At 70.1% G+C, this 22,898-nt stretch carries 22 protein-coding genes and 1 pseudogene; 5 read left to right on the forward strand and 18 right to left on the reverse strand.

The genetic code is table 11. The features are described from left to right. Positions 1-82: 82 nt before the first annotated feature. The 3 genes from G3M57_RS06015 to G3M57_RS06025 are packed head-to-tail and all read left to right on the forward strand — an operon-like array spanning position 83 to position 2,315. Complete coding sequence (locus G3M57_RS06015; RefSeq protein ID WP_163229408.1) at positions 83-976, forward strand: DMT family transporter; 894 nt, start codon at positions 83-85, stop codon at positions 974-976. Continuing rightward, positions 973-1,692, forward strand: coding sequence for an N-acetylmuramoyl-L-alanine amidase (locus tag G3M57_RS06020; protein WP_163229410.1), 720 nt, complete (start codon positions 973-975; stop codon positions 1,690-1,692). Before G3M57_RS06015 ends, G3M57_RS06020 begins: the two co-directional genes overlap by 4 nt. Continuing rightward, positions 1,692-2,315 (forward strand): FMN-binding negative transcriptional regulator, encoded by a 624-nt coding sequence (locus G3M57_RS06025; protein ID WP_163229412.1) that lies wholly within the window; start codon positions 1,692-1,694, stop codon positions 2,313-2,315. Before G3M57_RS06020 ends, G3M57_RS06025 begins: the two co-directional genes overlap by 1 nt. On the opposite strand, the gene G3M57_RS06030 is transcribed toward G3M57_RS06025, so the two are convergent. The 5 genes from G3M57_RS06030 to G3M57_RS06050 all read right to left on the reverse strand — a co-directional run bounded on the left by G3M57_RS06030 (position 2,312) and on the right by G3M57_RS06050 (position 7,389). Further along, a complete protein-coding gene (locus tag G3M57_RS06030) occupies positions 2,312-3,361 on the reverse strand; it encodes a hypothetical protein (protein WP_163229414.1) in 1,050 nt (349 codons plus the stop codon). The two genes, G3M57_RS06025 and G3M57_RS06030, sit on opposite strands and share 4 nt — an antisense overlap. Continuing rightward, a complete protein-coding gene (locus G3M57_RS06035) occupies positions 3,244-4,164 on the reverse strand; it encodes a glycosyltransferase family 2 protein (protein ID WP_163229416.1) in 921 nt (306 codons plus the stop codon). Before G3M57_RS06035 ends, G3M57_RS06030 begins: the two co-directional genes overlap by 118 nt. A 24-nt stretch (positions 4,165-4,188) precedes the next feature. After that, positions 4,189-5,319, reverse strand: coding sequence for a GNAT family N-acetyltransferase (locus G3M57_RS06040; RefSeq protein WP_163233663.1), 1,131 nt, complete (start codon positions 5,317-5,319; stop codon positions 4,189-4,191). 89 nt (positions 5,320-5,408) lie between these two features. Further along, on the reverse strand, positions 5,409-5,903 hold the full coding sequence (locus G3M57_RS06045; protein WP_163229418.1) for a GAF domain-containing protein: 495 nt from the start codon (positions 5,901-5,903) through the stop codon (positions 5,409-5,411). A 76-nt stretch (positions 5,904-5,979) separates the two neighbouring features. Beyond that, a complete protein-coding gene (locus G3M57_RS06050) occupies positions 5,980-7,389 on the reverse strand; it encodes a M20/M25/M40 family metallo-hydrolase (protein WP_163229420.1) in 1,410 nt (469 codons plus the stop codon). Between the two features lie 88 nt (positions 7,390-7,477). On the opposite strand from G3M57_RS06050, the pseudogene G3M57_RS06055 reads away from it, so the two are divergent. After that, a pseudogene (locus G3M57_RS06055) lies at positions 7,478-7,605 on the forward strand (hypothetical protein); the annotation flags it as partial. Positions 7,606-7,608: 3 nt separating this feature from the next. On the opposite strand, the gene murB reads toward G3M57_RS06055, so the two are convergent. After that, the gene (gene murB / locus G3M57_RS06060; protein WP_163229422.1) at positions 7,609-8,511 is read right to left on the reverse strand and encodes a UDP-N-acetylmuramate dehydrogenase; all 903 of its coding nucleotides are present in this window, start codon (positions 8,509-8,511) and stop codon (positions 7,609-7,611) included. Between the two features lie 136 nt (positions 8,512-8,647). After that, on the reverse strand, positions 8,648-10,066 hold the full coding sequence (murC, locus tag G3M57_RS06065; protein ID WP_056759244.1) for a UDP-N-acetylmuramate--L-alanine ligase: 1,419 nt from the start codon (positions 10,064-10,066) through the stop codon (positions 8,648-8,650). A gap of 304 nt (positions 10,067-10,370) precedes the next feature. Between murC and G3M57_RS06070 the strand changes: the two genes are divergently transcribed. Further along, positions 10,371-10,580 carry a hypothetical protein gene (locus tag G3M57_RS06070; protein WP_163229424.1) on the forward strand — a complete coding sequence of 70 codons (210 nt, stop codon included), beginning with the start codon at positions 10,371-10,373 and terminating at the stop codon, positions 10,578-10,580. A 252-nt stretch (positions 10,581-10,832) separates the two neighbouring features. Here G3M57_RS06070 and G3M57_RS06075 read toward each other — a convergent pair whose 3' ends face one another. The 11 genes from G3M57_RS06075 to G3M57_RS06125 form a co-directional block, all read right to left on the reverse strand. Further along, positions 10,833-11,111 (reverse strand): hypothetical protein, encoded by a 279-nt coding sequence (locus G3M57_RS06075; protein ID WP_163229426.1) that lies wholly within the window; start codon positions 11,109-11,111, stop codon positions 10,833-10,835. Between the two features lie 149 nt (positions 11,112-11,260). Next, entirely contained in the window at positions 11,261-12,346 is a 1,086-nt protein-coding gene (gene murG, locus G3M57_RS06080; RefSeq protein WP_163229428.1) for an undecaprenyldiphospho-muramoylpentapeptide beta-N-acetylglucosaminyltransferase, read from the reverse strand. A gap of 60 nt (positions 12,347-12,406) precedes the next feature. Further along, the gene (gene ftsW, locus G3M57_RS06085) at positions 12,407-13,579 is read right to left on the reverse strand and encodes a putative lipid II flippase FtsW (protein ID WP_057183968.1); all 1,173 of its coding nucleotides are present in this window, start codon (positions 13,577-13,579) and stop codon (positions 12,407-12,409) included. A 227-nt stretch (positions 13,580-13,806) separates the two neighbouring features. Then, the gene (gene murD / locus G3M57_RS06090) at positions 13,807-15,228 is read right to left on the reverse strand and encodes a UDP-N-acetylmuramoyl-L-alanine--D-glutamate ligase (RefSeq protein WP_163229430.1); all 1,422 of its coding nucleotides are present in this window, start codon (positions 15,226-15,228) and stop codon (positions 13,807-13,809) included. A 13-nt stretch (positions 15,229-15,241) separates the two neighbouring features. Beyond that, the gene (mraY, locus tag G3M57_RS06095) at positions 15,242-16,357 is read right to left on the reverse strand and encodes a phospho-N-acetylmuramoyl-pentapeptide-transferase (protein ID WP_056759231.1); all 1,116 of its coding nucleotides are present in this window, start codon (positions 16,355-16,357) and stop codon (positions 15,242-15,244) included. Next, a complete protein-coding gene (locus tag G3M57_RS06100; protein WP_163229432.1) occupies positions 16,357-17,745 on the reverse strand; it encodes a UDP-N-acetylmuramoyl-tripeptide--D-alanyl-D-alanine ligase in 1,389 nt (462 codons plus the stop codon). Before G3M57_RS06100 ends, mraY begins: the two co-directional genes overlap by 1 nt. Continuing rightward, positions 17,738-19,195, reverse strand: a complete 1,458-nt coding sequence (locus tag G3M57_RS06105; protein WP_163229434.1) for a UDP-N-acetylmuramoyl-L-alanyl-D-glutamate--2,6-diaminopimelate ligase — start codon at positions 19,193-19,195, stop codon at positions 17,738-17,740. Before G3M57_RS06105 ends, G3M57_RS06100 begins: the two co-directional genes overlap by 8 nt. Next, positions 19,192-20,949, reverse strand: coding sequence for a peptidoglycan D,D-transpeptidase FtsI family protein (locus G3M57_RS06110; RefSeq protein ID WP_163229436.1), 1,758 nt, complete (start codon positions 20,947-20,949; stop codon positions 19,192-19,194). Before G3M57_RS06110 ends, G3M57_RS06105 begins: the two co-directional genes overlap by 4 nt. After that, positions 20,946-21,392 (reverse strand): cell division protein FtsL, encoded by a 447-nt coding sequence (ftsL, locus tag G3M57_RS06115; protein WP_056759224.1) that lies wholly within the window; start codon positions 21,390-21,392, stop codon positions 20,946-20,948. The genes G3M57_RS06110 and ftsL overlap by 4 nt, the downstream gene beginning before the upstream one ends. Beyond that, positions 21,389-22,351: a 16S rRNA (cytosine(1402)-N(4))-methyltransferase RsmH gene (gene rsmH, locus G3M57_RS06120; RefSeq protein ID WP_056759223.1), complete on the reverse strand. Its 963-nt coding sequence runs from the start codon at positions 22,349-22,351 to the stop codon at positions 21,389-21,391. The genes ftsL and rsmH overlap by 4 nt, the downstream gene beginning before the upstream one ends. Next, positions 22,348-22,815, reverse strand: coding sequence for a division/cell wall cluster transcriptional repressor MraZ (locus tag G3M57_RS06125; protein WP_056759221.1), 468 nt, complete (start codon positions 22,813-22,815; stop codon positions 22,348-22,350). Before G3M57_RS06125 ends, rsmH begins: the two co-directional genes overlap by 4 nt. Between the last annotated feature and the right edge of the window lie 83 nt (positions 22,816-22,898).

The following is a 22,898-nucleotide window of genomic DNA, read 5'->3' on the forward strand; positions in this document are numbered from 1 at the left end:
GACACGCACAAGCGCATGTCCCCGGCGCACGCTTCCCGGTTTTGATTGCAAACCTTCATCGGCGCCGCGTATCGGTCGTCCCATGTCCCTGCGCGACTTCGGCGTGCTGGTCCTGGTCTGCCTGGTCTGGGCCTGCAACAACATCGTCTCCAAGATCGTGGTCGCCCAGTGGGGCGTGCCGCCGCTGTTCTATGCGGCGGTGCGGTTCGCCATCGTCGCGGCGGTGACCCTGCCCTGGCTGTTGCCCGCGCCCCGGCCGACCTGGCGGATCGTGGCCGTCGGCCTGCTGATGGGGGCGGGCAACTTCGCCCTGCTGTTCATGGGCTTCAAGACCGCCTCGCCCTCGGCCTCGGCGGTGGTGATCCAGCTGGCCGTGCCGTTCACGACGATCCTGTCGATGCTGCTGCTGGGCGAGAAGGTGCGCTGGAAGCGCGGGCTGGGCATCGCCCTGACCCTGACCGGCGCGGTGGTGGTGATGTGGAACCCGCACGGCCTGACGCTGTCGCCGGGCCTGTGGTTCATCGTCGCCTCGGCCTTCACCGGTTCGCTGGGGGCGGTGATGATGAAGCAGATCGAGGGCGTGAAGCCGCTGCAGTTCCAGGCCTGGGTGGGCGCCACCTCGGTCCTGCCGCTGGCGCTGCTGAGCCTGGCCACAGAACCCGGCGGCCTGGGCCTGGCCCTGAAGGCCGGCTGGCCGTTCCTGGCGGCGCTGCTGTTCTCGGCCCTGATCGTCTCGGTCCTGGCCCACACCGCCTATTACGGCCTGATCCAGCGCCACGACGCCAACCTGGTGGCGCCGCTCACCCTGATGACCCCGCTGATGACCATTGGCCTGGGCGTGCTGGTCACGCACGATCATTTCGACGCCCGAATGGGACTCGGCACGCTGCTCGCGCTAGTGGGGGTGCTGATCATCGCCCTGCGCAAGAACCAGGTGATGCCGCTGCTGCTGCTGACGAGGAACCGCTCTCAATGACGTTCATTGACGCTCCGTCGCCGAACTTCGACGCGCGCAAGGCCGTGCCCGACTGCATCGTGCTGCACTATACCGGCATGGAGACGGGCGAGGCCGCCCTGGCCCGGCTGTGCGATCCGGAAGCCAAGGTCTCGGCCCACTACATGGTGGAGGAGGACGGGCGGGTCTTCCGGCTGGTGCCCGAGGAGCGCCGCGCCTGGCACGCCGGCGCCGCCTTCTGGAAGGGCGTCAAGGACATCAACTCGGCCTCGATCGGCATCGAGATCGTCAATCCCGGCCACGAGTTCGGCTATCGCCCGTTCCCCGACGCCCAGGTCGCCGCGGTGATCAACCTGCTGGCCGATATCCGCTCGCGCTGGACGATCGACGACGACCGTATCCTGGGTCACTCCGACATCGCCCCCGCCCGCAAGATCGATCCGGGCGAGCTGTTCCCCTGGAAGCGTCTGGCCGAAGCGGGCCATGGCCTGTGGGTCGAGCCGCCGCCGTCGCCGGGCGCGCCGCTGGGTCGAGGCGAGGAGGGGACCGGCGTCTTCGCCCTGCAGGCCGGCCTGACCCGCCTGGGCTACAACTGCGCGCCCTCGGGCCAGTACGACGAGTGGACGGAGACGGTCGTGGCCGCCTTCCAGCGGCACTGGCGGCAGAGTCGTTTCGACGGCGTCGCCGATGGCGAGACCCGGGCGCGGCTGGTCGCCCTGCTGCGGGCGGCGGGCTGATGCATCCGGCCAGACCGTTCCGCGTCGACGACCGCCAGGCGCTGCTGACCTTCGTCCGCGCCCATCCGTTCGTCACCCTGGCGGCCGCGGTCGGCGGCCGGCCGTTCATCGCCCAGGCGCCGGTGGTGGTCCGCGAGCTGGACTTCGGCGAGGTCGCCCTCGACTTCCACCTGTCCCGCGGCAACGCCCTGGCGCCGCAGGTCGTGCAGGGTTTCCGCGCCGTGGCCCTGGCCATCGGACCGGACGCCTATGTCAGCCCCGACTGGTATGGAAGCCCGGATCAGGTCCCGACCTGGAACTATGTCTCGGCCGAGGCCGAGGGCCTGGTCGCGCCGCTGTCGGCGGAGGAGTTGCTGACCCTTCTCGACGACCTCTCGGCCCAGGAGGAGGCGCGGCTGTCGCCCAAGACGCCGTGGACCCGCGACAAGATGACCCCGGGCCGTTTCGAGGCCCTGCTGCGGGGCGTCATCGGCTGCCGACTGAGCGTCGAGCGGCTGGAGGGAACCTGGAAGCTGGGCCAGAACAAGAGCGCTACGGAACGCGCGGCGGTGGTCGCCGCGCTTGGCGATCATCCCGTGGCGGGGTGGATGCGGGAGGTGGAGCTCGAACCGGAAGGCCTCTAGGCACTGATCCCGTCGCCGGCGCGCTCGACCAGCACGCCGGGCCGCTGGGCGTCCAGACCGAAGGTCACCGGCAGGTGGCGCACATGCGGGGTCTGCAGGTTCAGCGCCTTGGCGCCGCGGGCCACGGCCAGCTTGCCCAGGGCCGTCGGGCCGAAACCGTTCTGCACGCGCGGCCTGGCCCCCAGCCGGCGGCGCAGCACGCCGTTGGCGTAGATGACATTGGCGCGCATCAGGGCTGGCGGGGTCATGAATTCGATCGAGATCGAGACGTTCAGCATCGGCCCGTTCTCGATCCGGTGCGGCGCGTTCTGCTGCCAGGTGACCATGGTCCCCGGCGTCAGGTCGTAGGCCCGGGCGCCGGCGTCCCACGCCGGGTCGAAGGCGAACTGCTCGGCTGTTTCCTTCAGCACGATCCTCTCCAGCGCCAGCTCGCCGACATAGGGATCGGCGACCGGATAGACCCAGACCTTCTTCTGGCCGCGGACCTGCCACAGCGACACCAGCGGCACGTCCAGGTGATAGAACACCTGGGCGTTGGCGCTGCTGATCAGCATGCCCAGGTCGCGCTTGAAGGTCTTCAGCCCCGGGACGCGGGCCTCCTTCTCGGCGAAGATCTCGTCGCAGAGGGCGGCGTAGTCCGGCACGAAGTCGTTGGTCTTGCGCAGGTTCAGCCAGATCCGGCCGGCCTGGGCGGCCTCCAGCAGCTGGTCGCCAGTCAGGTTCCCGGCCGCGCCCTTGCGCCAGGTGGTCCAGGCCTTGGGGTCCTCGCCCATGGTGAAGACGCCCAGCTGGTCGCGTGGATACTGGTCCAGCAGCCGCGCCAGGCCCTCGTCGTCGAACATCGGCCGCTGGTGCAGCCCGTGCTGGAAGACCAGGTTCTCGCGGCCGAACGCCTTGGCCTTGTCGTCGGTCCAGTCGCTGATGATGCTCACGACGCGGTCCTTCCGTAGAATTGGATCTTGAACGGCCCCCACCACAGGGTCTTGCCCAGGCCTCGGGCGGCGCGGTCCAGCCAGTCGGCCCGGTCGCCGGCCCGGGTCAGCCACTTGAAGCCGGCCACCAGGCCGAACAGCGCGCTCTGCACCACCCCGACGGCCATCCAGCGGGCGACGCCCAGGCGGTCGGGCGGGCTGGCGGCGGCGCAGTGGGCCGAGGGGCCCTGGCCGTAGGCGAAGGCGCGGCGGATCGTGTAGTCCAGGCTCAGGCGGTCGGGCACGGGGTCTTCCCAGACCCAGGCCGCCGGCTCCCAGGCGAACCGCGCGCCGCCGGCCCGCATGTGGCCGAACAGCATGTCGTCCTCGCCGCCGATGTGATTGCGCTCGACGGCGAACGGCGCGACCGGATCGGGCAGGGCGGCGCGGCGCAGCAGGCTGTCGCCGCAGCCGTAGTAGTGGTCGATGACCCCGGCCTCGGCGGGGCCTTCGCGCGAGAAGAAGCGTTCCAGATAGTCGCGGTGCCGGGTGACGCTGGCCGGGGCGCGGGCCCGGACCGGTCCGAACACCACGTCGGCCTGGTAGCGGGCCTGGGCGGCGAGCAGCGCCGCAAGCCATCCGGCCGGGGCCTCCTCGTCGTCGTCCAGGAAGGCGATCAACTCGCCGCGGGCCGCCGCCATGCCCGCGTTGCGGGCGTGCGCCACGCCGGGGCGCGGCTCGTGGACGTAGTGGACGGGAAACGGCGCCTCACCCGTCAGCTCGGCGACGGTCGCCTGGGCCGACGGCGCCTGGTCGTTGTCGACGACCACCAGCTCCAGGCGGGCGAAGTCGACGCCGATCTGGGCGAACACCGAACGCGCCGCGACGGCCAGGCCGCCGAGACGCCGTTGGGTGGGGATCATGACCGTGACGCGCATGGCAACTCCAGGCTTTGGCCCAGCTTATCCGCCGCGCCTTTGCGCTTGGTTAGCGAAGGCGTCGACCAGGCCGCGCATCCGCCCGCCCATGGTCAGCTCGACGCTGGCGATGGCCTCCATCCGGCGGCTCAGGCGCCCCACGGGACCGGCGCCCCGAGAACCGGCCAGGGCCATGACCCCGTCCAGGGAATGGGCGACGCGCCCGGCCATGGTCGCGGCCGTGGCCGTGCCTTCGCCGATCTGGACCTGGCTGAGGGCGTAGGCTCCCTTGTAGTGGTCGTGGCCGGGACCCAGGTCGTAGTGCTGCAGGCCCAGGCCCGGCATGGCGGCGATGGCGCGCATGAAGAAGATCTGGCCCGGCGACCACTCGCCATGGGCCGGATTGGTCGAGGCGATCCACGGGTGATAGACGCCGTCCAGCCGCACGCCGAAATGGCCGGCCACCAGCTGGCCGCCGGCATAGAGACTGATCATCAGCCCCTGGAACGGGCCTGTCCGCTTCTGGAACAGGTCCAGCATCAGCCCGCGGGTCCAGTCGGCGCGCAGGAAGTCGTGGACGCCGGTGCGTTCCAGCTGCTCGCGCTTCCAGGCGATCAACTGGTCGAAGGCCTCGCGGGAGGGGTCGGGGCCGACCAGGGTGACTGCGCCCACCTCGCGTTCCAGCTTGTTGTCCAGCCGGCGCCAGTTCTTGATCTTCTTGGGGCTGGCGGCGCGGACGGCCTCCAGATAGGCCTCGGCCTCGGCCTCGGCCAGGTCGATCACGTGGGCGACCCTGGTCTCGGTCCGCCCGAAAACGCCGTGAGGATCGACCAGGCCGGTGTAGCGATAGGCCGTCAGGTCGGCGGCGCGCAGCACCTCGGCGGCGGTCAGGCCGGCGTCGGGGCGCGAGACCAGGCCGTGATAGTCCGACAGCGGCGAGCCGATCGGTCGGGCCATGGCCCCGGGACGGCGGTGATGCGGTAGGAAGCCCAGAGTCTGGCCCCGCCGGCGGATCACGGCCACCCGGGCGTCCTCGCGCACGGCCCCGACGGCGCGCGCGAAGTCCGGACCCATCAGCGGGCTGCGGAACGCCGGCTGCGCCGCCGCCATGTCGCGCCAGGTCCGCAGCTCGGCCTCGTCCAGGGCCAGCGGGTGGAGGGTCTCGATATCCAGCATCGCCATATGTCCTAATCCGATCCGGTTAGGGAAAGATGTGGATCAGGATTGCAACCACCGGGCCACTTTGTATCGGCCCGATACGCTTCTCAGGCGAACGTGGCCTTCAGAATCTTTTCGAGGCCCTGCTGGTCGACGGCGTCGAACGCGGCCGGCTTGTCGGAGTCGACATCGAACACCGCCAGCAGCGTTCCGGAGGCGTCGAACACCGGCACGACGATCTCGCTTTGGGACCGGCTGTCACAGGCGATGTGTCCCGGAAAGGCATGGACGTCAGCGACCAGCTGGGTCTGGCCGGTCTTCGCCGCCGCTCCGCAGACCCCGCGCCCGAAGGCGATGCGCAGGCAACCCAGGGTGCCCTGATAAGGGCCGACCACCAGTTCGCGGTCCTTGGCCGGATCGACCACGTAGAAGCCGGTCCAGAAATAATGGTCAAAGCTGCTGGCCAGCATCGAGGCGACGGTCGCCATGCGCGCCGTCAGGTTGGCCTCGCCGTCCAGCACGGCGGCGATCTCGTCGGCCACCTCGGCGTAGCGGGCGGCCTTGTCGCCGGCCAGGGTCTTGTCGTTGAAAGCTTCAGCCATGAGCGTGGATATAGCGCGTTCGGCGGGGGATGCGAGGGGCGATCCCCTGGCGTCCCCCGCCGACGGCCGGTTGGCCCTAGTGCCCCGAAGCCGCCGCCGGCGCCGCGGCGCTGAGGGCGCGGAAGTCGATGTCGCTGTCGGCCACCAGGTAGATGAAGCTGGCCCACGCCGCGACGTTCTGGGCCAGTTCGTCCGGGCGCACCTTGTTGAGGGTGTCGTCCATGGTGTGGTGGTAGTCGAAGTAGCGGCTGGCGTCCTGGTTCAGCGCCACCACCGGCACGCCCGACTCTTCCAGGCCCTCGATGTCGGCCCCGGCGTGGGCCGGCGGGGCGCGGTCGACATAGATCTTCAGGGCGGTCAGCACGCGGGCGGCGGTCTGCATGGCCGGATGCCCCGCCGAACCCTTGGGGATCTGCAGGCTGTAGACGTGGTCGGCGCCGCTGTCGCTCTCGCCGGCCAGGACGATCTTGGGAACCTCGTCCTTGTGGGCGGCCAGATAGGCCTCCGACGAGCCGCCGCTCTCCTCCGAGCCGAACATCACGACGCGGATGGTGCGCTTGGGATGCTTGGGCAGGTCGCCGATCAGCTTGGCGGCGGCCGTGGTGATGGCCACGCCGGTGGCGTCGTCCAGGGCGCCGGTGCCGACGTCCCAGCTGTCCAGGTGGCCGCCGATGACGATCACCTCGTCGGGCTTTTCCGAGCCCTTGATCTCGCCCGAGATGTTCCAGGCCACGTCGGCCGGATCGACGGTCGAGGCCAGCTTCAGCTTGATGCGCAGCGGGCCCTTGGCGGCCAGGCGCTCCAGCTGCTCGGCCTCCGGAACGCCCAGGGCGGCCGAGGGGATCGAGACGACGCCGTCGCCGAAGGCGGTGACGCCGGTGTGCGGCACGGTGGAGTCCGAGGTCGAGATCGAGCGGATCAGCAGGCCGACGGCGCCGCGCTTGGCGGCCTCGACCGGACCGGTCCGGCGCGAGATCCCGGCGACGCCGTAGCCGGCCCCGTCCTGGGCGCGGACCATCGGCTGGGTGATCACCACGATCTTGCCCTTCACGGCGCTTTCCGGGGCGGCGATCAGCTCGGCATAGGTCTTGAACAGCGCCACCTCGGCCTCGATCTCGCCCGCGGGGGTCGGCACGGTGCGGCCCAGGCCCACGATGCTCAGCTTCATCGGATAGGGGGCGACCAGCTCGGCGCTCTCCTCGCCGCGCGTCCACGACGGCTTGGCGAATTCCTCGACCTTGACGTTGGTGAAGCCCAGCGCCTTGAACTTGGCGACGCTCCAGTCCTTGGCGCGGGCCATGGCCGGCGAGCCGACCAGGCGCGGGCCGATGGTGGTGGTCAGGTCCTCGGTGACGTCCCAGGCGGTGCGGTCCAGCAGGGCCTTGTCGCGCAGGGCCTCGGCGGTCTTGACGTCCTGGGCGTGCGACGCTCCGACCATCAGGGCGGAAACGGCGGCGGCGGTCAGCAGGGTACGGAACAGGCGCATGAAATCTCCCTCGTTGGGGGTTTCATAGCACCGCTCCGCGCCCGGAATAGGCAACAACCGGATGAACTATCCGTAACCTTTGCGATGCGTGCGGTTCGGGCGCCGTGCGTCCTTCGAGGCTCGGCTACGCCTCGCACCTCAGGATGAGGATGTCAGCACAGAGGTCCTCATCCTGAGGCGCCCGCGCAGCGGGCCTCGAAGGACGCAAAGCGCCTCGAGCTACTCCGCCCGCCCGATGCGCTTGATTTCCCACTCCAGCTGGACGCCCGTCTTGGCCAGCACGTCGGCGCGAACGGTGTCGCCCAGGCCTTCCAGGTCGGCGGCGGTGGCTTCGCCGGTGTTGATCAGGAAATTGCTGTGCAACGGCGAGAACATCGCTCCGCCATAGAGCCGCCCCCGCCAGCCGGCCTCGTCGACCAGCTTCCAGGACGAATGGCCCGGCGGGTTCTTGAACGTCGAGCCGCCGGTCTTCTCGCGGATCGGCTGGGTGGTCTCGCGGCGCTCGGTGATGGCGCGCATGCGGGCCTTGATCTCCGAGGGCTCGTCGGCGGTCCCTTCGAAAATGGCGTCCAGCACGATCAGGTCCGCGCCCTGCAGGGCGCTGTGGCGGTAGGTGAAGTCGAACTGGTCGCCGCTGATCTCACGCACGTTCCCCTGGCGGTCCATGACCCGGGCCGAGCGGATGACGTTGACGGTCTCGGAGCCGTAGCAGCCGGCGTTCATCACCGCCGCGCCGCCGACCGTGCCGGGGATGCCGGCGTAGAACTCCAGCCCGGCGATACCGGCGTCCGCCGCCTTGCGGGCCAGGATGGCGTCGGGCACGGCGCTGCCGGCCTTGATGCGGTTGTCGCCCAAGGCCTCGACGGTGTTGAAGCCCTTGCCCAGCCGGATCACCACCCCGTCGACGCCGCCGTCGCGGACCAGCAGGTTGGAGCCCACCCCGATCGCCAGTACGGGCGCGGCCGGATCCAGGGCTTTCAGGAAATCGGCGAGGTCCTGCTCGTCGGCCGGCAGGAACACCACGTCGGCCGGACCGCCGACCCGGAACCAGGTGAACGGCGCCAGGGCCTCGTCGACCAGCAGCTTGCCGCGAACGGCGGGAAGGTTCTGCTTCCAGCTCATTGCGCGCGAGCCCCACCCGTCGGCTTCGCCGCCACCCTCCCCATAAAGGGGAGGGAAAGAGAAAACGCGTCTTCCCTCCCCTTTATGGGGAGGGTGGCCGAAGCGAAGCGAAGGTCGGGTGGGGTCACCGCCGCGCTCACTTCGCCAGCGCTTCCAGCTGCCCCGGCAGCGCATAGGCCCAGGACGTGATGTCCCCAGCCCCCAGCAGCACCACCAGGTCGCCCGACTGCGCCTCGGCGGCGACCAGGGCCGGCAGGGCGGCGGGGCTTTCCAGCGGCAGGGCGCGGCGGTGGCCGAACTTCTTGAGGCCCTCGACCAGGTGGTCGCGGTCGACGCCCTCGATCGGCTGCTCGCCGGCCGTGTAGACGTCGGCGACGATCACCGTGTCGGCGTCGTTGAAGCAGCTGCTGAACTCGGTCATCAGGTCGCGGAGGCGGGTGAAGCGGTGCGGCTGGACCACGGCGATCACCTTGCCCGTCGAGACCGCCCGGGCCGCCTTCAGCACGGCGGCGATCTCGACCGGGTGGTGGCCGTAGTCGTCGACGACGCGAATCCCGTTGGCCACGCCCGTGGTGGTGAAGCGGCGCTTGACCCCGCCGAACCCGGCCAGGCCGGCCCGGATGGCGTCGGCGTCGACCCCCAGTTCGCGGGCCACGGCCACGGCGGCGGTGGCGTTGAGCACGTTGTGATGCCCGGCCATCGGCATCTTCAGGCCCTCGTACCGGACTTGCTCGCCCGACAGCGGCGAGACGACGATGTCGAACGTCGCCCCGTCCGGACCCATGCCGATGTTGCTGACACGGACCTCGGCCTGGGGATTGGTGCCGTAGGTGACCAGCCGGCGGTTCTCGATGCGGGCGGTCAGGGCCTGGACTTCCGGATGGTCGGTGCAGACCGCCGCGAAGCCGTAGAACGGGATGTTCTCGACAAAGTCGCGGAAGCCCTTCTTGACCGCGTCGAAGTCGCCCCAGTGGTCCAGGTGCTCGGCGTCGATATTGGTGACGATGGCCACGGTGGACTTCAGCTTCAGGAACGAGCCGTCGCTCTCGTCGGCCTCGACCACGATCCAGTCGCCTTCGCCGACCTTGGCGTTGGTGCCGTAGGCGTTGATGATCCCGCCGTTGACCACGGTGGGGTCCAGCGCGCCGGCGTCCAGCAGGGCCGCGACCATCGAGGTGGTGGTGGTCTTGCCGTGCGTGCCGCCCACGGCCACCGAGAACTGCAATCTCATCAGCTCGGCCAGCATCTCGGCGCGGCGGACCAGCGGCAGGCGCTTGTCGCGGCCGGCGACCATCTCGGCGTTGTCGGCCTTGACCGCCGTCGAGTAGACGATGGCCGAGGCGCCGTCGACATTGGCCGCGTCGTGGCCGATGAAGATTCGCGCGCCCAGCTTTTCCAGCCGCTCGGTGTTGGCGCTGGCCTTGGCGTCGCTGCCCTGCACGGTGTAGCCGATGCGGATCATGATCTCGGCGATGCCGGACATGCCGATGCCGCCGATGCCGATGAAGTGCACGGGGCCGAGTTCGAAGGGGACGGGTCGTCGACGCTGGATCATCACAGCGGATTAGACGATCTCGGGCAGGGGTGGAACGGGGGATCGTGCAAAATGCACGACGTCCGGCCATCGCGCGCGAAATCCTCGTCCTGGTGGAGGCCGTTGGCTGGCGTTCCCGTAGCGACCCGCGCCGAGAAGGCCGTCAAGCTCAGCCGCCCGCTATCACGACGGGCGCCGAACCCTGAGAATATGCGCGCCATCACCCAAGGTTATAAGTCCCTGTGGATAACTCAAGGTTGACTGTGTGCAATCCTACATGGAAGCTCACCGCGTCGATCCTTCCTTTCAACGAGGAGAATACGCGATGGTGAAGCTATCCGCCTGGAAGTCCCTGTGCCTCGGCGCCGCCGTAACGGCGCTGGCCAACGCCCCGGTTTTCGCGCCGCAGGCCCAGGCGCTGCCGCCCCCCTGGTGCGTGCAATGGGCGTGGATGAACTGCGACCCGCTCTACGACCGCGGGACGCCGGAATGGCAGGAATGCTACGCGTTCTTCTATCAGGACTGCCTGAGCTAGACCCTGTCCAAGACCCCGGCCGGCCTGACCAAGACCAATTGCCTGGCGCCGCGCAGGGCGCAGCTCAAGGCGGTTTGACGAGCGGATCTTCGCCGTCGGCGCCGTCTGGCGTCGACGGTTGCTGGACGGTTACTGGGCGGGGCGCCCGCCCTACCGCGCCGCCCGCTCCACGCCGGGCGGTCGGCCGATCGCCACTTCCGCGACCGGCCTGGCGTCGCCCCTCGAAAGACGCGGGTCGCCGACCCTTACCAGTCAGTCCCCGGGGAGGGTGGGTCCGCCGCCCGTGCAGACGTAGATCGGTTCGGCGTCGTAGTACGGCGACGGAATATTGGCGCGGACGACGTAGACAAAGTCGCCCACGCGGCCGCAGCCCTGGTCGCTGACCTGTCCGAGGACCTGGGTCTTCGCTGCGTCGGCGTAGTAGGTGTAGGTGTAGGCGGTCAGCGGATCCTCGGCCATGGCGACCGGCGCGCCCAGGGTGACGAAGGCGGCCGCCGCCCCGGCGAGAACCGCCTTGATGCGGATGGTCATCGAAACTCTCCCATCTGAAAAGCGCGACAGGCGCGCGGCCTGACCGTCCATCAGATCAAGCTCCAGATCAATCCTGGGAAGTATTCTTTACGTTGCAATTTTTCGGAGTGCGAGGCCGGGCGGCTCCAGGCGCGAAGAGACCGGTGGTCCTACCGCGCCGTCTTCTCCACCAGGTCCGCCAGCTCCTCCGCCGCGTCCGGCTTGGCGACCGACCGCGCGCCCGCCGCCATCCTGGCCAGGCGCTCGGGGTCCTTGAGCAGCGCGTTCAGCGCGCCGGCCATGGCGTCGACGGTCAGTTCGTCCTCAAGGCAGACCGCCGCGCCGCCCGCCTCTTCCAAAAGCCTGGCGTTGAAGCGCTGGTGGTCGTCGGCGGCGATCTTCAGCGGCACGAGGATCGAGGGGCGGCCGGCCACGGCCAACTCAGTGCAGGTCGAGGCCCCGGAACGGCCGATCACCAGGTGGGCCTGGCGCAGATAGCCGGCCATGTCGCGGAAGAACGGCGCGACCTCGCACTCGACCATGGCGTTGCGATAGGTCTTGCGCGCCCCCTCCATGCTCTCGGCCCGGGCCTGCTGGAACACCTTCAGGCGGCCGCGCATGTCCTCGGGCAGCTTGGCGACGGCCTCGGGGATCAGTTCGGACAGCAGGCGCGCGCCCTGGCTACCGCCGGTGACCAGGATGCGCAACTGCACCTCGGGCGGCAGGTAGGGCACGTCGTACAGCGCCCGCACCGGCGGCCGCACGGGATTGCCGACCACGTGGGCCCGGGCCTTCACCGAGGGCTTGGCCCGCTGCAGGGTCGGGAAGGCGCAGGCGACCTCGTCGACCTTGGGCGCGAGATAGCGGTTCACGCGGCCCAGCACCGCGTTCTGCTCGTGGATCACGGTGGGCCGCTTCTGGGCCAGGGCGCCCAGCAGGGCGGGGAGGGCGGGATAACCGCCGAAGCCGACCACGACGGCGGGGTTCAGCCGCCTGAACGCGGCCTTGGCCTGGTTCACGCCCTGCCAGACGGCCAGACCGGCCTTGGCCATGCCGATCGGGTCGCCGGCCTTGGCGGTGGCGGCGGAGAGGGCCAAGCGCTCCTGGGCCGGGAACTTGTCGGCGTAGAGCGCGCCGCGCTCGTCGGTGGCCAGCACGATGCGCCAGCCGCGGGCGGCCAGGGCCTCGGCCAGGGCCTGGGCGGGGAACAGGTGCCCGCCGGTTCCTCCGGCGGCGACGACGGCCAGCTTGCTCATTGTGGAAGGGCTCCGGTACGCGAGCGAATGACGGGCAAGGCGGCTCTCCTCGGGAGACTCCTAGGCCAGGCCCCCCGCCTGGTCGAACTCTCCCGCCCCGCCATAGGCCCCCGGACGCTTGCGCGTCAACGCCAGGGCCATGCCCAGGGTGAGGCCCATGGCCAGCATCGATGAGCCGCCATAGCTGATGAAGGGCAGGGTCATGCCCTTGGTCGGGATCATGTTCAGGTTCACGGCCACATTGATGAAGGCCTGCTGGCCCACCAGAACGAACAGGCCGGAAGCCGCCACCTGCTCGAAGGTGTCGGTCAGCTTCATGGCCTTGTACAGGCCGCGCACCACGACGAAGGCGAACAGGGTGATCAGGGCCAGGGAGAACACCAGGCCATATTCCTCGGCGGCGACCGAATAGATGAAGTCGGTGTGCAGGTCGGGGACGTGGCGTTTCATGACGCCCTCGCCCGGGCCGCGCCCGAACAGACCGCCGGCGTGGATCGCCTCGGCGGCGCGGGTGATCTGGTGGGTGTCGGCCTGGTCGGGGCTGAGGAACTTCTGCACCCGGGCGTGGACGTGGTCGAACAGGAAATAGGTCGACATCAGCCCGCCGACCGCCACGGCGCCAAGGCCCATGATCCACGAGATCGGCACCCCGGCCATCCAGAAGGCGGCCCCGAAGGCGATGGTGATCAGCACGGTCTGGCCGACGTCGGGCTGGACCAGCAGCAGGGCCACGGCGATGAAATAGAGGGCGAAGGCGATCGATACGCCCGGCACCCCCTCGCCCTTCTGGCCCTCGGCGAACATCCACGAAACCAGCACGATCAGGGCCGGCTTCATGAATTCCGAGGGCTGGAAGGTAAAGCCGCCGATCAGCAGCCAGCGGGCCGCGCCCTTGGCGCTGTGGCCGATGAAGGGCAGGGCCGCCATCACCCCGATGGCGACGATGTAGATGAAGAACGCCGAGCGGCGGATGCCTCGCGGGCTGAGCATCGACACCGACAGCACGATCATCGCCGCGCCAAGGCCGAAGACGCACTGGCGGACCGCGAAGTGGAACTGGTCGTCGATCCCGATCCGCGCGGCCGCCGCCGGGCTGGAGGCGAACGATAGCAGCACCCCGACCGTGACCAGCACCGCCGTGGCGCCCAGCAGCCAGTGGTCGGTCGTCCACCACCAGACGCCGAGCCGCGAGCGGTCGGTGCGGGCGAAGGCGTGGGTGGTCTGGAACGTCATGGCCGGAGGGTCGGAGTTTAGGGTTAATCGAGTGTTGTTGTGACGGTTGGAACGGGTGTGGCGAATGGACTCCGCTCCCCCTTTATTCCGCTCATCCCGGCGAATGGCGGGACCCAGATCCCAAAGCGGTGCGGATGATTGGATGAACTCAGCGCTCGTGGCGTCAGCCTCAAAGCCATTCCATCTGGGTCCCGGCATTCGCCGGGATGAGCGGATTTTTATAGTTTTCAGGCCCGCTTGGCCGCCGAAGCCGCCGGCGCCTTGCCCAGCCCCATGACCGCCGCGCGGAACGCCTCGCCCCGCTGCTCGAAGTCGGCGAACTGGTCGAACGAGGCGCAGGCGGGCGACAGCAGGACGATGGCCTCCTCGCCCGACGCCGCGGCGTCGGCGAAGGCGGCGGTCACCGCGGTCTCGATGTCGCCGCACTGACGCACCGGGGCCTTGCCCTCCAACGTCCGGCCGAAGTCCTCGGCCGCTTGGCCGATCAGGTAGGCGCCGGCCACGCGCGGGAACAGGTCGGCCAGATCGTCGATGCCGCCGGCCTTGGGCACGCCGCCGGCGATCCAGTAGAACCTGGGATAGGACGACATCGCCTGGCGGGCGGCGTCGGCGTTGGTGGCCTTGCTGTCGTTGACGAAGGCGACCTTGCCGATCCTGCCGACCGTCTCCATCCGGTGGGCCAGGCCAGGGAAGGTCATCAGGCCGTCGACCGCCTGGTGCGGCGGGATGCCCAGGGCGCGGGCGGCGGCATAGGCGGCCGCGGCGTTCTGCCAGTTGTGGCGGCCCGGCAAGCTTCTGGCGCGAAGAAGGTCGGCCATCTCGGTGACCCGCTCGCCGGTGGCGTCATAGAGCACGCCCTGCAGGGCGTAGACGCCGCGGCCCATGGCCTTGCCGGCGCTGATCGGCCAGATGGTCCGGCGATTGGCGGCGGTGATCTCGGTGCAGATCTGCTGGCACCAGGGGTCGTCGACCCCGATGATCGCGGTGTCGCCCTTGCCCTGGTTGAGGAAGATCCGGCGCTTGGCGGCGATGTAGCCGTCCATGCCGCCGTGGCGGTCCAGGTGGTCGGGCGAGATGTTCAGCAGCACGACGGCGTCGGGCTTGAGGCTCGAGGTCAGGTCCAGCTGGTAGGACGAAAGTTCAAGCACATAGACCGCCCCGCCGTGCATGTCCTCCAGGCCCAGCACGCCCTCGCCGATATTGCCGCCCACCCGGGTGTCGCGGCCGGCCTGGCGGCAAAGGTGGCCGATCAGGGCGGTCGTGGTCGACTTGCCGTTGGTGCCGGTGATGGCGACGATCTTGGGCTTCTTGTGCTCGGGCGCGGCGTTCACCGTGCGGGCGAACAACTCGATGTCGCCCAGCACCTCGACCCCGGCCGCCTTGGCCTTGGTCACCGTCCAGTGCGGCTTGGGATGGGTCAGCGGCACGCCCGGCGACAGCATCAGGGCGGCGAACCGGCTCCAGTCGGCGGTGGTCAGGTCGACCACGTTCAGGCCCTCGGCCGCCGCGGCCTCGCGGCTGGCGGGCTTCTCGTCCCACAGCGCCACCTTGGCCCCGCCGGCGATCAGCGCGCGCGCGGCCGTCAGCCCCGTCCGGCCAAGGCCGAACACGGCGACGGTCTTGCCCTCGAAACCGCGGACCGGGATCATGGCGCGCCCCTTCCTATCTCAGCTTCAGGGTGGCGAGGCCGACGAAGCTGAGCATCATCGCCACGATCCAGAAGCGGACGACGACGGTGCTCTCGGCCCAGCCAAGTTTCTCGAAATGGTGGTGGATCGGCGCCATCAGGAAGATGCGCTTGCCGGTCTTCTTGAAGTAGGCGACCTGGATCATGACGCTCAGCGCCTCGGCCACGAACAGGCCGCCGACGATACCCAGCACCAGCTCATGCTTGGCGCAGACGGCGATCGAGCCCAGGGCCCCGCCCAGGGCCAGCGAGCCGGTGTCGCCCATGAAGATCTTGGCCGGCGGGGCGTTGTACCAGAGGAAGCCCATGCCGCCGCCGATGATCGCGCCGCACAACACGGCCAGCTCGCCGACGCTGGGCACGTAGTGCAGGTTCAGATAGTCGGCGAACTTCACGTTGCCGACCAGGTAGGCGATCAGGCCGAAGGTCGAGGCGGCGAACATCACCGGCACGATGGCCAAGCCGTCCAGGCCATCGGTCAGGTTCACGGCGTTGGAGAAGCCGGCGATCGTGATCGCGGCGAAGGCCACATAGAACCAGCCCAGATTGATCACCAGGTTCTTCAGGATCGGGAAGACCACCGAGGTCTCCAGGCCCAGCGTGGTCGGCGACTTGGGAGCGAAGATGATCAGCACAACGGCCGCCAGGATCGAGACGATGAACTGAGCGACCAGCTTCTGGCCGCTGGAGAGGCCGGCGGTCGTCTGCTTTGTCACCTTGGCGTAGTCGTCCATGAAGCCCAGCACGCCGAAGGCGGCGGTGATGCCCAGCACCACCCAGACATGGACGTTCTTGAGGTCGCCGAACAGCAGCGAGCCGACGAACAGACCGGCCAGGATCATGAAGCCGCCCATGGTGGGGGTGCCGGCCTTCTCGGTGACGTGGCGGGCGATGCCGTCGGTGCGGATCGGCTGACCCTTGCCCTGCTTGGCCTTCATCCAGCGGATGAAGCGCGAGCCCATGGCGACCGCCACGATATAGGCGGTCAGCATCGACATGCCGGTGCGGAAGGTCAGGTATTTCAGCAGGTTGAGGACCGGGACGTGCTCGTGCCCGCCGCGCGACAGCCACTCGTAGAGGAAATACAGCATCAGTCCTGTCCTTCGAGGTCGAGCGCGCCCAGGGCGGCGGCCACGGCCCCCGCCTTCGACCCGTTCGATCCCTTCACCATCACCACATCGCCCGCCCGCATCGCCGAAGCGACCTGGGGCGCGAGTTCGGCGGCGCTCTGGGCGTACGCGCCTCGCCGAGTCGGCGGAAGCGCTTCCCATAAAGATTTCATTAACGGTCCGGCGCAGAACACCAGGTCGATGCCGGCGGCCGCGATCGGGCTGACTAGATCGCCGTGGAATCGGGCGCTTTGGGGGCCCAGCTCCAGCATGTCGGTGAGGACGACGATGCGCCGTCCGGCCACGTTGCGTGCGCCAAGGGTGGCCAGGGCGGCCTGCATCGACACCGGATTGGCGTTGTAGCTCTCGTCGACCAGGGTGAAGGTCCCGCCGGGGATCCGGACCATGCGCTCGGCGCCGCGGCCCTCGATCGGCTCGAACTCGGCCAGGGCGGCCAGGGCCGTCTCGCGGTCGACGTCCAGGGCCTCCAGCATCAAGAGCACGCACAGGCTGTTGAGGCCCCAGTGGACGCCGGTCTGCAGGATCGGGAAGTGGAGGGTCTCGCCGCGCACCACGGCGGTGACCTGGGCGCCCTGCGCGCCGGAAGCGAACACGGTCAGCTGGGCGGTGACGCCCTCGCCGGTGCCGAAGCTCCAGACCTGGGCGCCGGCCTTCTCGGCCTCGGCCTTCAGCAGGCCGAACCAGGGGTTGTCGGCGTTCAGCACGGCCACGCCGTTCGGCTCCAGCCCGGCGAAGATCTCGGCCTTGGCCCGGGCGACGCCCTCCTCGCCGTCGGCGAAGTTCTCCAGGTGGACGGGCCCGACGGTGGTGATGGCCACGGCGTGGGGCCGGATGAAGCCCGACAGCGGGGTGATCTCGTCGGCGTGGTTCATGCCGACCTCGAACACCGCGCGCTGGGTGTCGCGCGGCATCCGCGCCAGGGTCAGGGGCACGCCGATATGGTTGTTGTACGACTTGATCGAGGCATGGGCCTTGCCCGCGCGGCGCAGGCCCGCCTCGACGGCGCGGGTGACGCTGGTCTTGCCGACCGAGCCTGTCACCGCGCCGCGCCGCGCCTGGGGCGCGCGCTCGCGGGCGGCGACGCCCAGGCGCTCCAGCCCGCGGAAGGTGTCCTCGACCAGCACGGCCGGGATGGCCACGGGCCTGGAGATCAGCGCCCCGGCCGCGCCCTTGTCGGCGGTCTGGACGACGAACTCATGGCCGTCCCGCGCGCCGGTCAAGGCCACGAACAGGTCGCCGGGCTCCAGGCTGCGGCTGTCGATCGACACGCCGGTGGCCGCGAAATCGGCCAGCACCTGGCCGCCCGTGGCGGCGGCGATCTCGTCGGCGGTCCAGAGGATCTCACGCATGGGCGGCCTCCAGCGCCTGGGCCGTCTCGGTGACGTCGTCGAACGGATGATTGACGCCGGCCACCAGCTGGCCCTGCTCGTGGCCCTTGCCGGCCACCACCAGCACGTCGCCGTCGGCCAGCAGGGCCGCGCCGGCCCGGATGGCCTCGCGGCGGTCGCCATATTCCTTGGCTCCGGGCGCGGCGGCCAGGATGGCGGCGCGGATCGAAGCTGGCTCCTCGGAGCGGGGATTGTCGTCGGTGACGATGGCCACGTCGGCCAGGCGCGCGGCGATCTCGCCCATCAGCGGCCGCTTGCCCCGGTCGCGGTCGCCGCCGGCCCCGAACACCACGATCAGCTTGCCGCGCGTGTGGGGGCGCAGGGCGGCCAGCACCGTCTCCAGGCCGTCGGGGGTGTGGGCATAGTCGACATAGGCCTCGCCGCCCCGCGCGCCGGTCCCGACCCGCTGCAGCCGGCCGGCCGCGCCTTCGAGGGTGGCCAGGGCGGCGATCACCGCCTCAAGGTCCTCGCCGGTGGCGACGCACAGGCCGGCCGCGACCAGCACGTTCGAGGCCTGGAAGTCGCCGGCCAGGGGCAGCAGCACCTCGAACGCGCGCCCCTGGGCGGCGATCTTCAGGCGCTGGCCTTCCGGTACGGGGGTGCGCTCGACCAGCTTCAGCCCTTGCCCCTCGTGGCCGACGGTCAGCAGGGACTGGCCCGAGGTGACGGCGGCCGAGGCGAAGGCCGGGAAGGCGTCGCTGTCGGCGTTCAGAACGGCCGTGCTGGCCCGCGGCAGCAGGGTCTCGAACAACCGCAGCTTGGCCGCGCGGTAGCAGCCCATGGTGCCGTGATAGTCCAGGTGGTCCTGGGTGAAGTTGGTGAAGCCGGCGGCGGCCAGGCGCACGCCGTCCAGGCGGCGCTGGTCGATGCCGTGCGACGAAGCCTCCACCGCCAGGTGGGTGACGCCCATGCTCGCCAGCCTGGCCATCATCTCGGCGACGTCGGCGGCGTCCGGCGTGGTCAGGCCGGGCGGCGTCAGCTGCAGGTCCGGCTTGCCCGCCTCGCCGACCACCACGCCCAGGGTGCCCATGCTGGCGGACTTGCGGCCCAGGCGGGCGTAGATCTGGCGGCAGAAGCCGGCGACCGAGGTCTTGCCGTTGGTGCCGGTCACCGCCACGCAGGTCGCCGGCTGTTCGGCCCAGAACTGGGCGGCGGCCAGGGCGTAGGCGCGGCGCAGGTCGCCGGCGTGGACCACCGGGACCGACAGGCCCTCGACATCGTCCGGCGCCAGGACAGCGGTCGCGCCGGACTCGATGGCCCCGGGGATGAACGTGCGACCGTCGACCTTGCTGCCGGGCAGGGCGGCGAACAGGAACCCTTCACGCACCTTGCGGCTGTCGGCGGTGACCCCGGTGATCACGGGGTCGGTCGCGCAAGGCCGGTTGAGGATCTGCGAAAGCGTCTTGCTCAAAGTCCCGCCTCCGGTGCGGCTTTCGGCTGCTGGGCGGCCACGGTGAAGATGTCGGTCTGGCGGCGGACGCCGAGGAACGGGGCGATGCGGTCGATGACCCGGCCGGCGGCCGGCGCGGACACCCAGCCGCCCGTCGAGAAGCCGTGGGTCTTGGCGTTGCCCTTGGGCTCGTCCAGCAGCACAAGCACGAAGTAGCGATCGGCCTCGAGCGCGCCCTCGGTGGGGAACACCGCCGCGAACGACGAGACCTGGCGCTGGTGGTTGTAGCCGCGGATCGCCGGGTCGTACTTCTCGCCGGTGCCGGTCTTGCCGCCCACCGACAGGCCGGGAATGTTGGCCGACTTGCCGCTGCCGCCGGTGACGTTGGCGCGCATGATCTGCAGCATCTGCTGCGAGGTCTCCTCCGAGATCGCGCGGGGCGCTTCCGGACGCACGCCTTGGGGCAGCTTGTGGATGGTCAGGGGCTGCAGAGTGCCGCCGTTCAGCAGCGCGCCCATCGCCTGGGCCAGGGCCAGCGGCGAGACATTGATGCCGTGGCCGAACGAGGTCGAGGCGACGGCGTCGTCGTCCCACTTCTTCGGGGTCAGAGGACGGGCCGATTCCAGCAGCTCCACCTTGGCCGGCCGGGTCAGGCCCAGGGCGTTGAAGTAGCGGCTCAGGCGCTCGCCGCCGATCCGCTCGGCCAGCATGGCGGTGCCGATGTTGGACGAGTGCTGGAACACCTCGACCAGGGTGAGGATCTTCCGCGCGGCGTGGAAGTCGTGGATCGTCCGGTAGCCCAGTTTGAAAGGCTCGCGGGCGTCGAAGGTCGAGGCCGGCGTCGCCGCGCCGGTGTCCAGGCCGATGGCCACAGTGAAGGCCTTGAAGGTCGAGCCCATCTCGTAGACCGATGCGGCCGCGTGGTTGGTCATCTGCTCGGCCGAGGCCTGGTTCAGCTGGTTGGGGTCGTAGTCCGGATAGCTGACCAGGCCGAGGATCTCGCCCGTATGGACGTTGGTGACGATGCCGACCGCGTCCTTGGCCTGGAACTCGATGGCGGCCTTGCGGACCTCGTCCTCCAGGGCGGCCTGGACGCGCAGGTCGATCGACAGCGGGATCGCGCCGTCGGGACCCTTGGCCGCGGCGTCGCGCACCGGCTTGTCCAGGGCCTTCTCGGCGCCGGAGAGGCCCTTGCCGCCCTTGTCGACGAAGCCGATGAAGTGCGCGGCGCTGGCGCCCAGCGGGTAGACCCGCGCGGCCTGCTCCTCGAACTCGACGCCGGGCAGGCCCAGGTCGAAGATGGCGTCCTTCTCGGCCGGGGTCATGCCGCCGACCAGGAAACCGCGGCGGTCGGCGAACACCACCTGGTCCAGGCGCTTGGCCGGCACCTGGGGCAAGGCCTTGGCCAGGGCCTTGCGCGTGGCCTTGGCGTCCCAGACGTCCTTGGGATTGATGTAGAGGGCGTAGTGGGTCAGGTCGACCGCCAGCAGCTGGCCGTTGCGGTCGACCAGATCGCCCCGCGCGCCGTCGGTCGAGGCCAGGTATCCGTTGCCGCCGACCTTGGAGAACACCGCCGCCCAGGTGGCGCCCAGGGCCAGCACGGTGAACGCGAGGCCGAAGATGGCCATGACGAAGAAGATGCGGATGCGGGTGTCGTCCTCGGGCCGGGCGGCGGCGCGCGAACGCTCGAAGGCGTGCTCCAGCCGCCAGACCCGTTCGATCAGCCAGCGCCAGGCCGCGGGCGCGCCGCCGGGGGCGAGGTTGGCCAGGCTCATCGCGGCGCCTCCGTGGAGGACTGTTCGGGCGACGGATAGTCGTCGGGCGTCGACTCGGGGGCCTCAGCCGCCGCCGCGTCGGTGTTGGCCGCCGCCGTCGGCGAGGCCGGGGCGTGGGCGGCGGGCGCGTGGCGGGCCACGTCGATCAGGGCGTCCTCGGTGGTCTCGTGCTCGGGCTTGATCGGCGCCAGCTGCAGCTGCTGGGCCAGTTGCTCGATGCGGCGCGGCTGCTCCAGATAGGCGACCTCGGCCTTGAGCAGGCGCACGCGCACCTTCTCGTCCTCGATCTGGCGCTCGACCTCGGCGATCTGGGCCCGCTCGCGGCCGGCGAAGGTCTTGGCCATGTAGACGCCCAGGACCAGCACCAGCAGGATGGTCAGACAGACCAGCTCGACGACCCGGAAACCCCGCACGCGGCGGTCGAACATGCTCGACAGGCTCATGCGGCGCTCCAGACCGGAGCCTGCGTACGCACGGCGGCGCGCAGCTTGGAGGAGCGGGCGCGAGGGTTGACGGCCAGCTCGGCCTCGCCCGGCGCGATCGCCTTGGACGAGATCAGCTGGAAGCTGGACGGGGCGCCGGCCTCGACCGGCGGCGCGTGGCGCGAGCCGCCGGGGGTGCGGCCGGCCCGTTCGGCCAGGAAATTCTTGACGATGCGGTCTTCCAGCGAATGGAAGGTGACCACCGCCAGCCGACCGCCCGGCTTGAGCACGCGCTCGGCGGCGGCCAGGCCGGCCTCCAGTTCCTCCAGCTCGGCGTTGACCGCGATCCGCAGGCCCTGGAACGAGCGGGTGGCCGGGTGGACCTTGGCGCCCTTGCGGCCGCCCAGGGCGCGCTCGATCACGTGGGCCAGGTCCAGGGTGCGCGTGAACGGACGCTCGGCCCGACGCTTGACGATGAAGCTGGCGATGCGGCGCGAGGCGTGCTCCTCGCCGTAGACATAGAGGATGCGGGCCAGCTCGACCGGGTCCAGTTCGTTGACGAGGTCGGCGGCCGTCGGGCCGTCGGCGCCCATGCGCATGTCCAGGGGGCCGTCTCGCATGAAGGAAAAGCCGCGCTCAGCCTCGTCGAGCTGCATGGAAGACACGCCAAGATCCAGGGTTACGCCGTCCGCCGACGCATCCTCCAGATACGCGGTGATTTGCGAGAACCGGTCCTGAATCAGCCGAAAGCGACCATCCGCCGCGGAAAACTCAGCGGCGAAGCGCTGCACCGTCGGGTCGCGGTCGAAGGCGATCACCGAGGCGCCGGTCGCCAGGATCGCGCGGGTGTAGCCGCCGGCCCCGAAGGTGCCGTCCACGACGATATCGCCCGGTCCGGCGGCCAGGGCCGAGACCACCTCGTCGAGCAGGACCGAGACGTGCGGCGCGCCGGGCTCCTGAAGGGTTTCGAGCTCGCTCACGCCGCGCCCCCGATCCGGGCGACGCGCTGCTGGGCGCGCATCGCGGCCAGGCCGTCGCGGGCCAGTTCGCGCTGGGCGGCGCGGTGGGCCTGGAAGGCCTCGCGCGACCAGATCTGGAACCGCTCGCCCAGGCCGACCACCGCGACCCAGTCGGTCAGGCCGAACATCTCGCACAGGGTGTCGGGCAGGGTGATCCGGCCGGCGGTGTCGAACGACAGCCGCGCCATGCCGCCCAGCACGCTGGTCTCCAGCGCCGAGCGCAGCGGATCGCCGAACGGCAGCTCGTCGATCACGCTCTGATAGCGGTCGAACAGGCTTTTCCCGCCGGCTTCCAGGCAGTCGGCCTCGATGGAGGGGAAGCAGAAGATCCCGTCGAACGGGCCCGAGAGCGCGGCGCGGAAGTCCTGCGGCACGACGATGCGCCGCTTGCTGTCCAGCTGCTTCTCGAACGTCGAGAGAAACACCTCGCTACCCCTGTTAAAGCCCGCCACGGGACGCCTGCCGCGATCGCCCCGACAGCAGATGGGTTAACATGGGATTGATTGGG

This window comes from Caulobacter rhizosphaerae (genome assembly GCF_010977555.1).
Taxonomy (GTDB): Bacteria; Pseudomonadota; Alphaproteobacteria; order Caulobacterales; family Caulobacteraceae; genus Caulobacter; species Caulobacter rhizosphaerae.

Excerpts from the sequence above, each read along its gene's own strand:
- G3M57_RS06015 (WP_163229408.1), top strand. The coding sequence starts at position 83 with ATGTCCCTGCGCGACTTCGGCGTGCTGGTCCTGGTCTGCCTGGTCTGG.
- G3M57_RS06020 (WP_163229410.1), top strand. The coding sequence starts at position 973 with ATGACGTTCATTGACGCTCCGTCGCCGAACTTCGACGCGCGCAAGGCC.
- G3M57_RS06025 (WP_163229412.1), top strand. The coding sequence starts at position 1,692 with ATGCATCCGGCCAGACCGTTCCGCGTCGACGACCGCCAGGCGCTGCTG.
- G3M57_RS06035 (WP_163229416.1), bottom strand. The coding sequence starts at position 4,164 with ATGCGCGTCACGGTCATGATCCCCACCCAACGGCGTCTCGGCGGCCTG.
- G3M57_RS06040 (WP_163233663.1), bottom strand. The coding sequence starts at position 5,319 with ATGCTGGATATCGAGACCCTCCACCCGCTGGCCCTGGACGAGGCCGAG.
- G3M57_RS06045 (WP_163229418.1), bottom strand. The coding sequence starts at position 5,903 with ATGGCTGAAGCTTTCAACGACAAGACCCTGGCCGGCGACAAGGCCGCC.
- G3M57_RS06050 (WP_163229420.1), bottom strand. The coding sequence starts at position 7,389 with ATGCGCCTGTTCCGTACCCTGCTGACCGCCGCCGCCGTTTCCGCCCTG.
- murB (WP_163229422.1), bottom strand. The coding sequence starts at position 8,511 with ATGAGCTGGAAGCAGAACCTTCCCGCCGTTCGCGGCAAGCTGCTGGTC.
- murC (WP_056759244.1), bottom strand. The coding sequence starts at position 10,066 with ATGATCCAGCGTCGACGACCCGTCCCCTTCGAACTCGGCCCCGTGCAC.
- G3M57_RS06070 (WP_163229424.1), top strand. The coding sequence starts at position 10,371 with ATGGTGAAGCTATCCGCCTGGAAGTCCCTGTGCCTCGGCGCCGCCGTA.
- G3M57_RS06075 (WP_163229426.1), bottom strand. The coding sequence starts at position 11,111 with ATGACCATCCGCATCAAGGCGGTTCTCGCCGGGGCGGCGGCCGCCTTC.
- murG (WP_163229428.1), bottom strand. The coding sequence starts at position 12,346 with ATGAGCAAGCTGGCCGTCGTCGCCGCCGGAGGAACCGGCGGGCACCTG.
- ftsW (WP_057183968.1), bottom strand. The coding sequence starts at position 13,579 with ATGACGTTCCAGACCACCCACGCCTTCGCCCGCACCGACCGCTCGCGG.
- murD (WP_163229430.1), bottom strand. The coding sequence starts at position 15,228 with ATGATCCCGGTCCGCGGTTTCGAGGGCAAGACCGTCGCCGTGTTCGGC.
- mraY (WP_056759231.1), bottom strand. The coding sequence starts at position 16,357 with ATGCTGTATTTCCTCTACGAGTGGCTGTCGCGCGGCGGGCACGAGCAC.
- G3M57_RS06100 (WP_163229432.1), bottom strand. The coding sequence starts at position 17,745 with ATGCGTGAGATCCTCTGGACCGCCGACGAGATCGCCGCCGCCACGGGC.
- G3M57_RS06110 (WP_163229436.1), bottom strand. The coding sequence starts at position 20,949 with ATGAGCCTGGCCAACCTCGCCCCCGGCGGCGCGCCCGCGGCCTGGCGC.
- ftsL (WP_056759224.1), bottom strand. The coding sequence starts at position 21,392 with ATGAGCCTGTCGAGCATGTTCGACCGCCGCGTGCGGGGTTTCCGGGTC.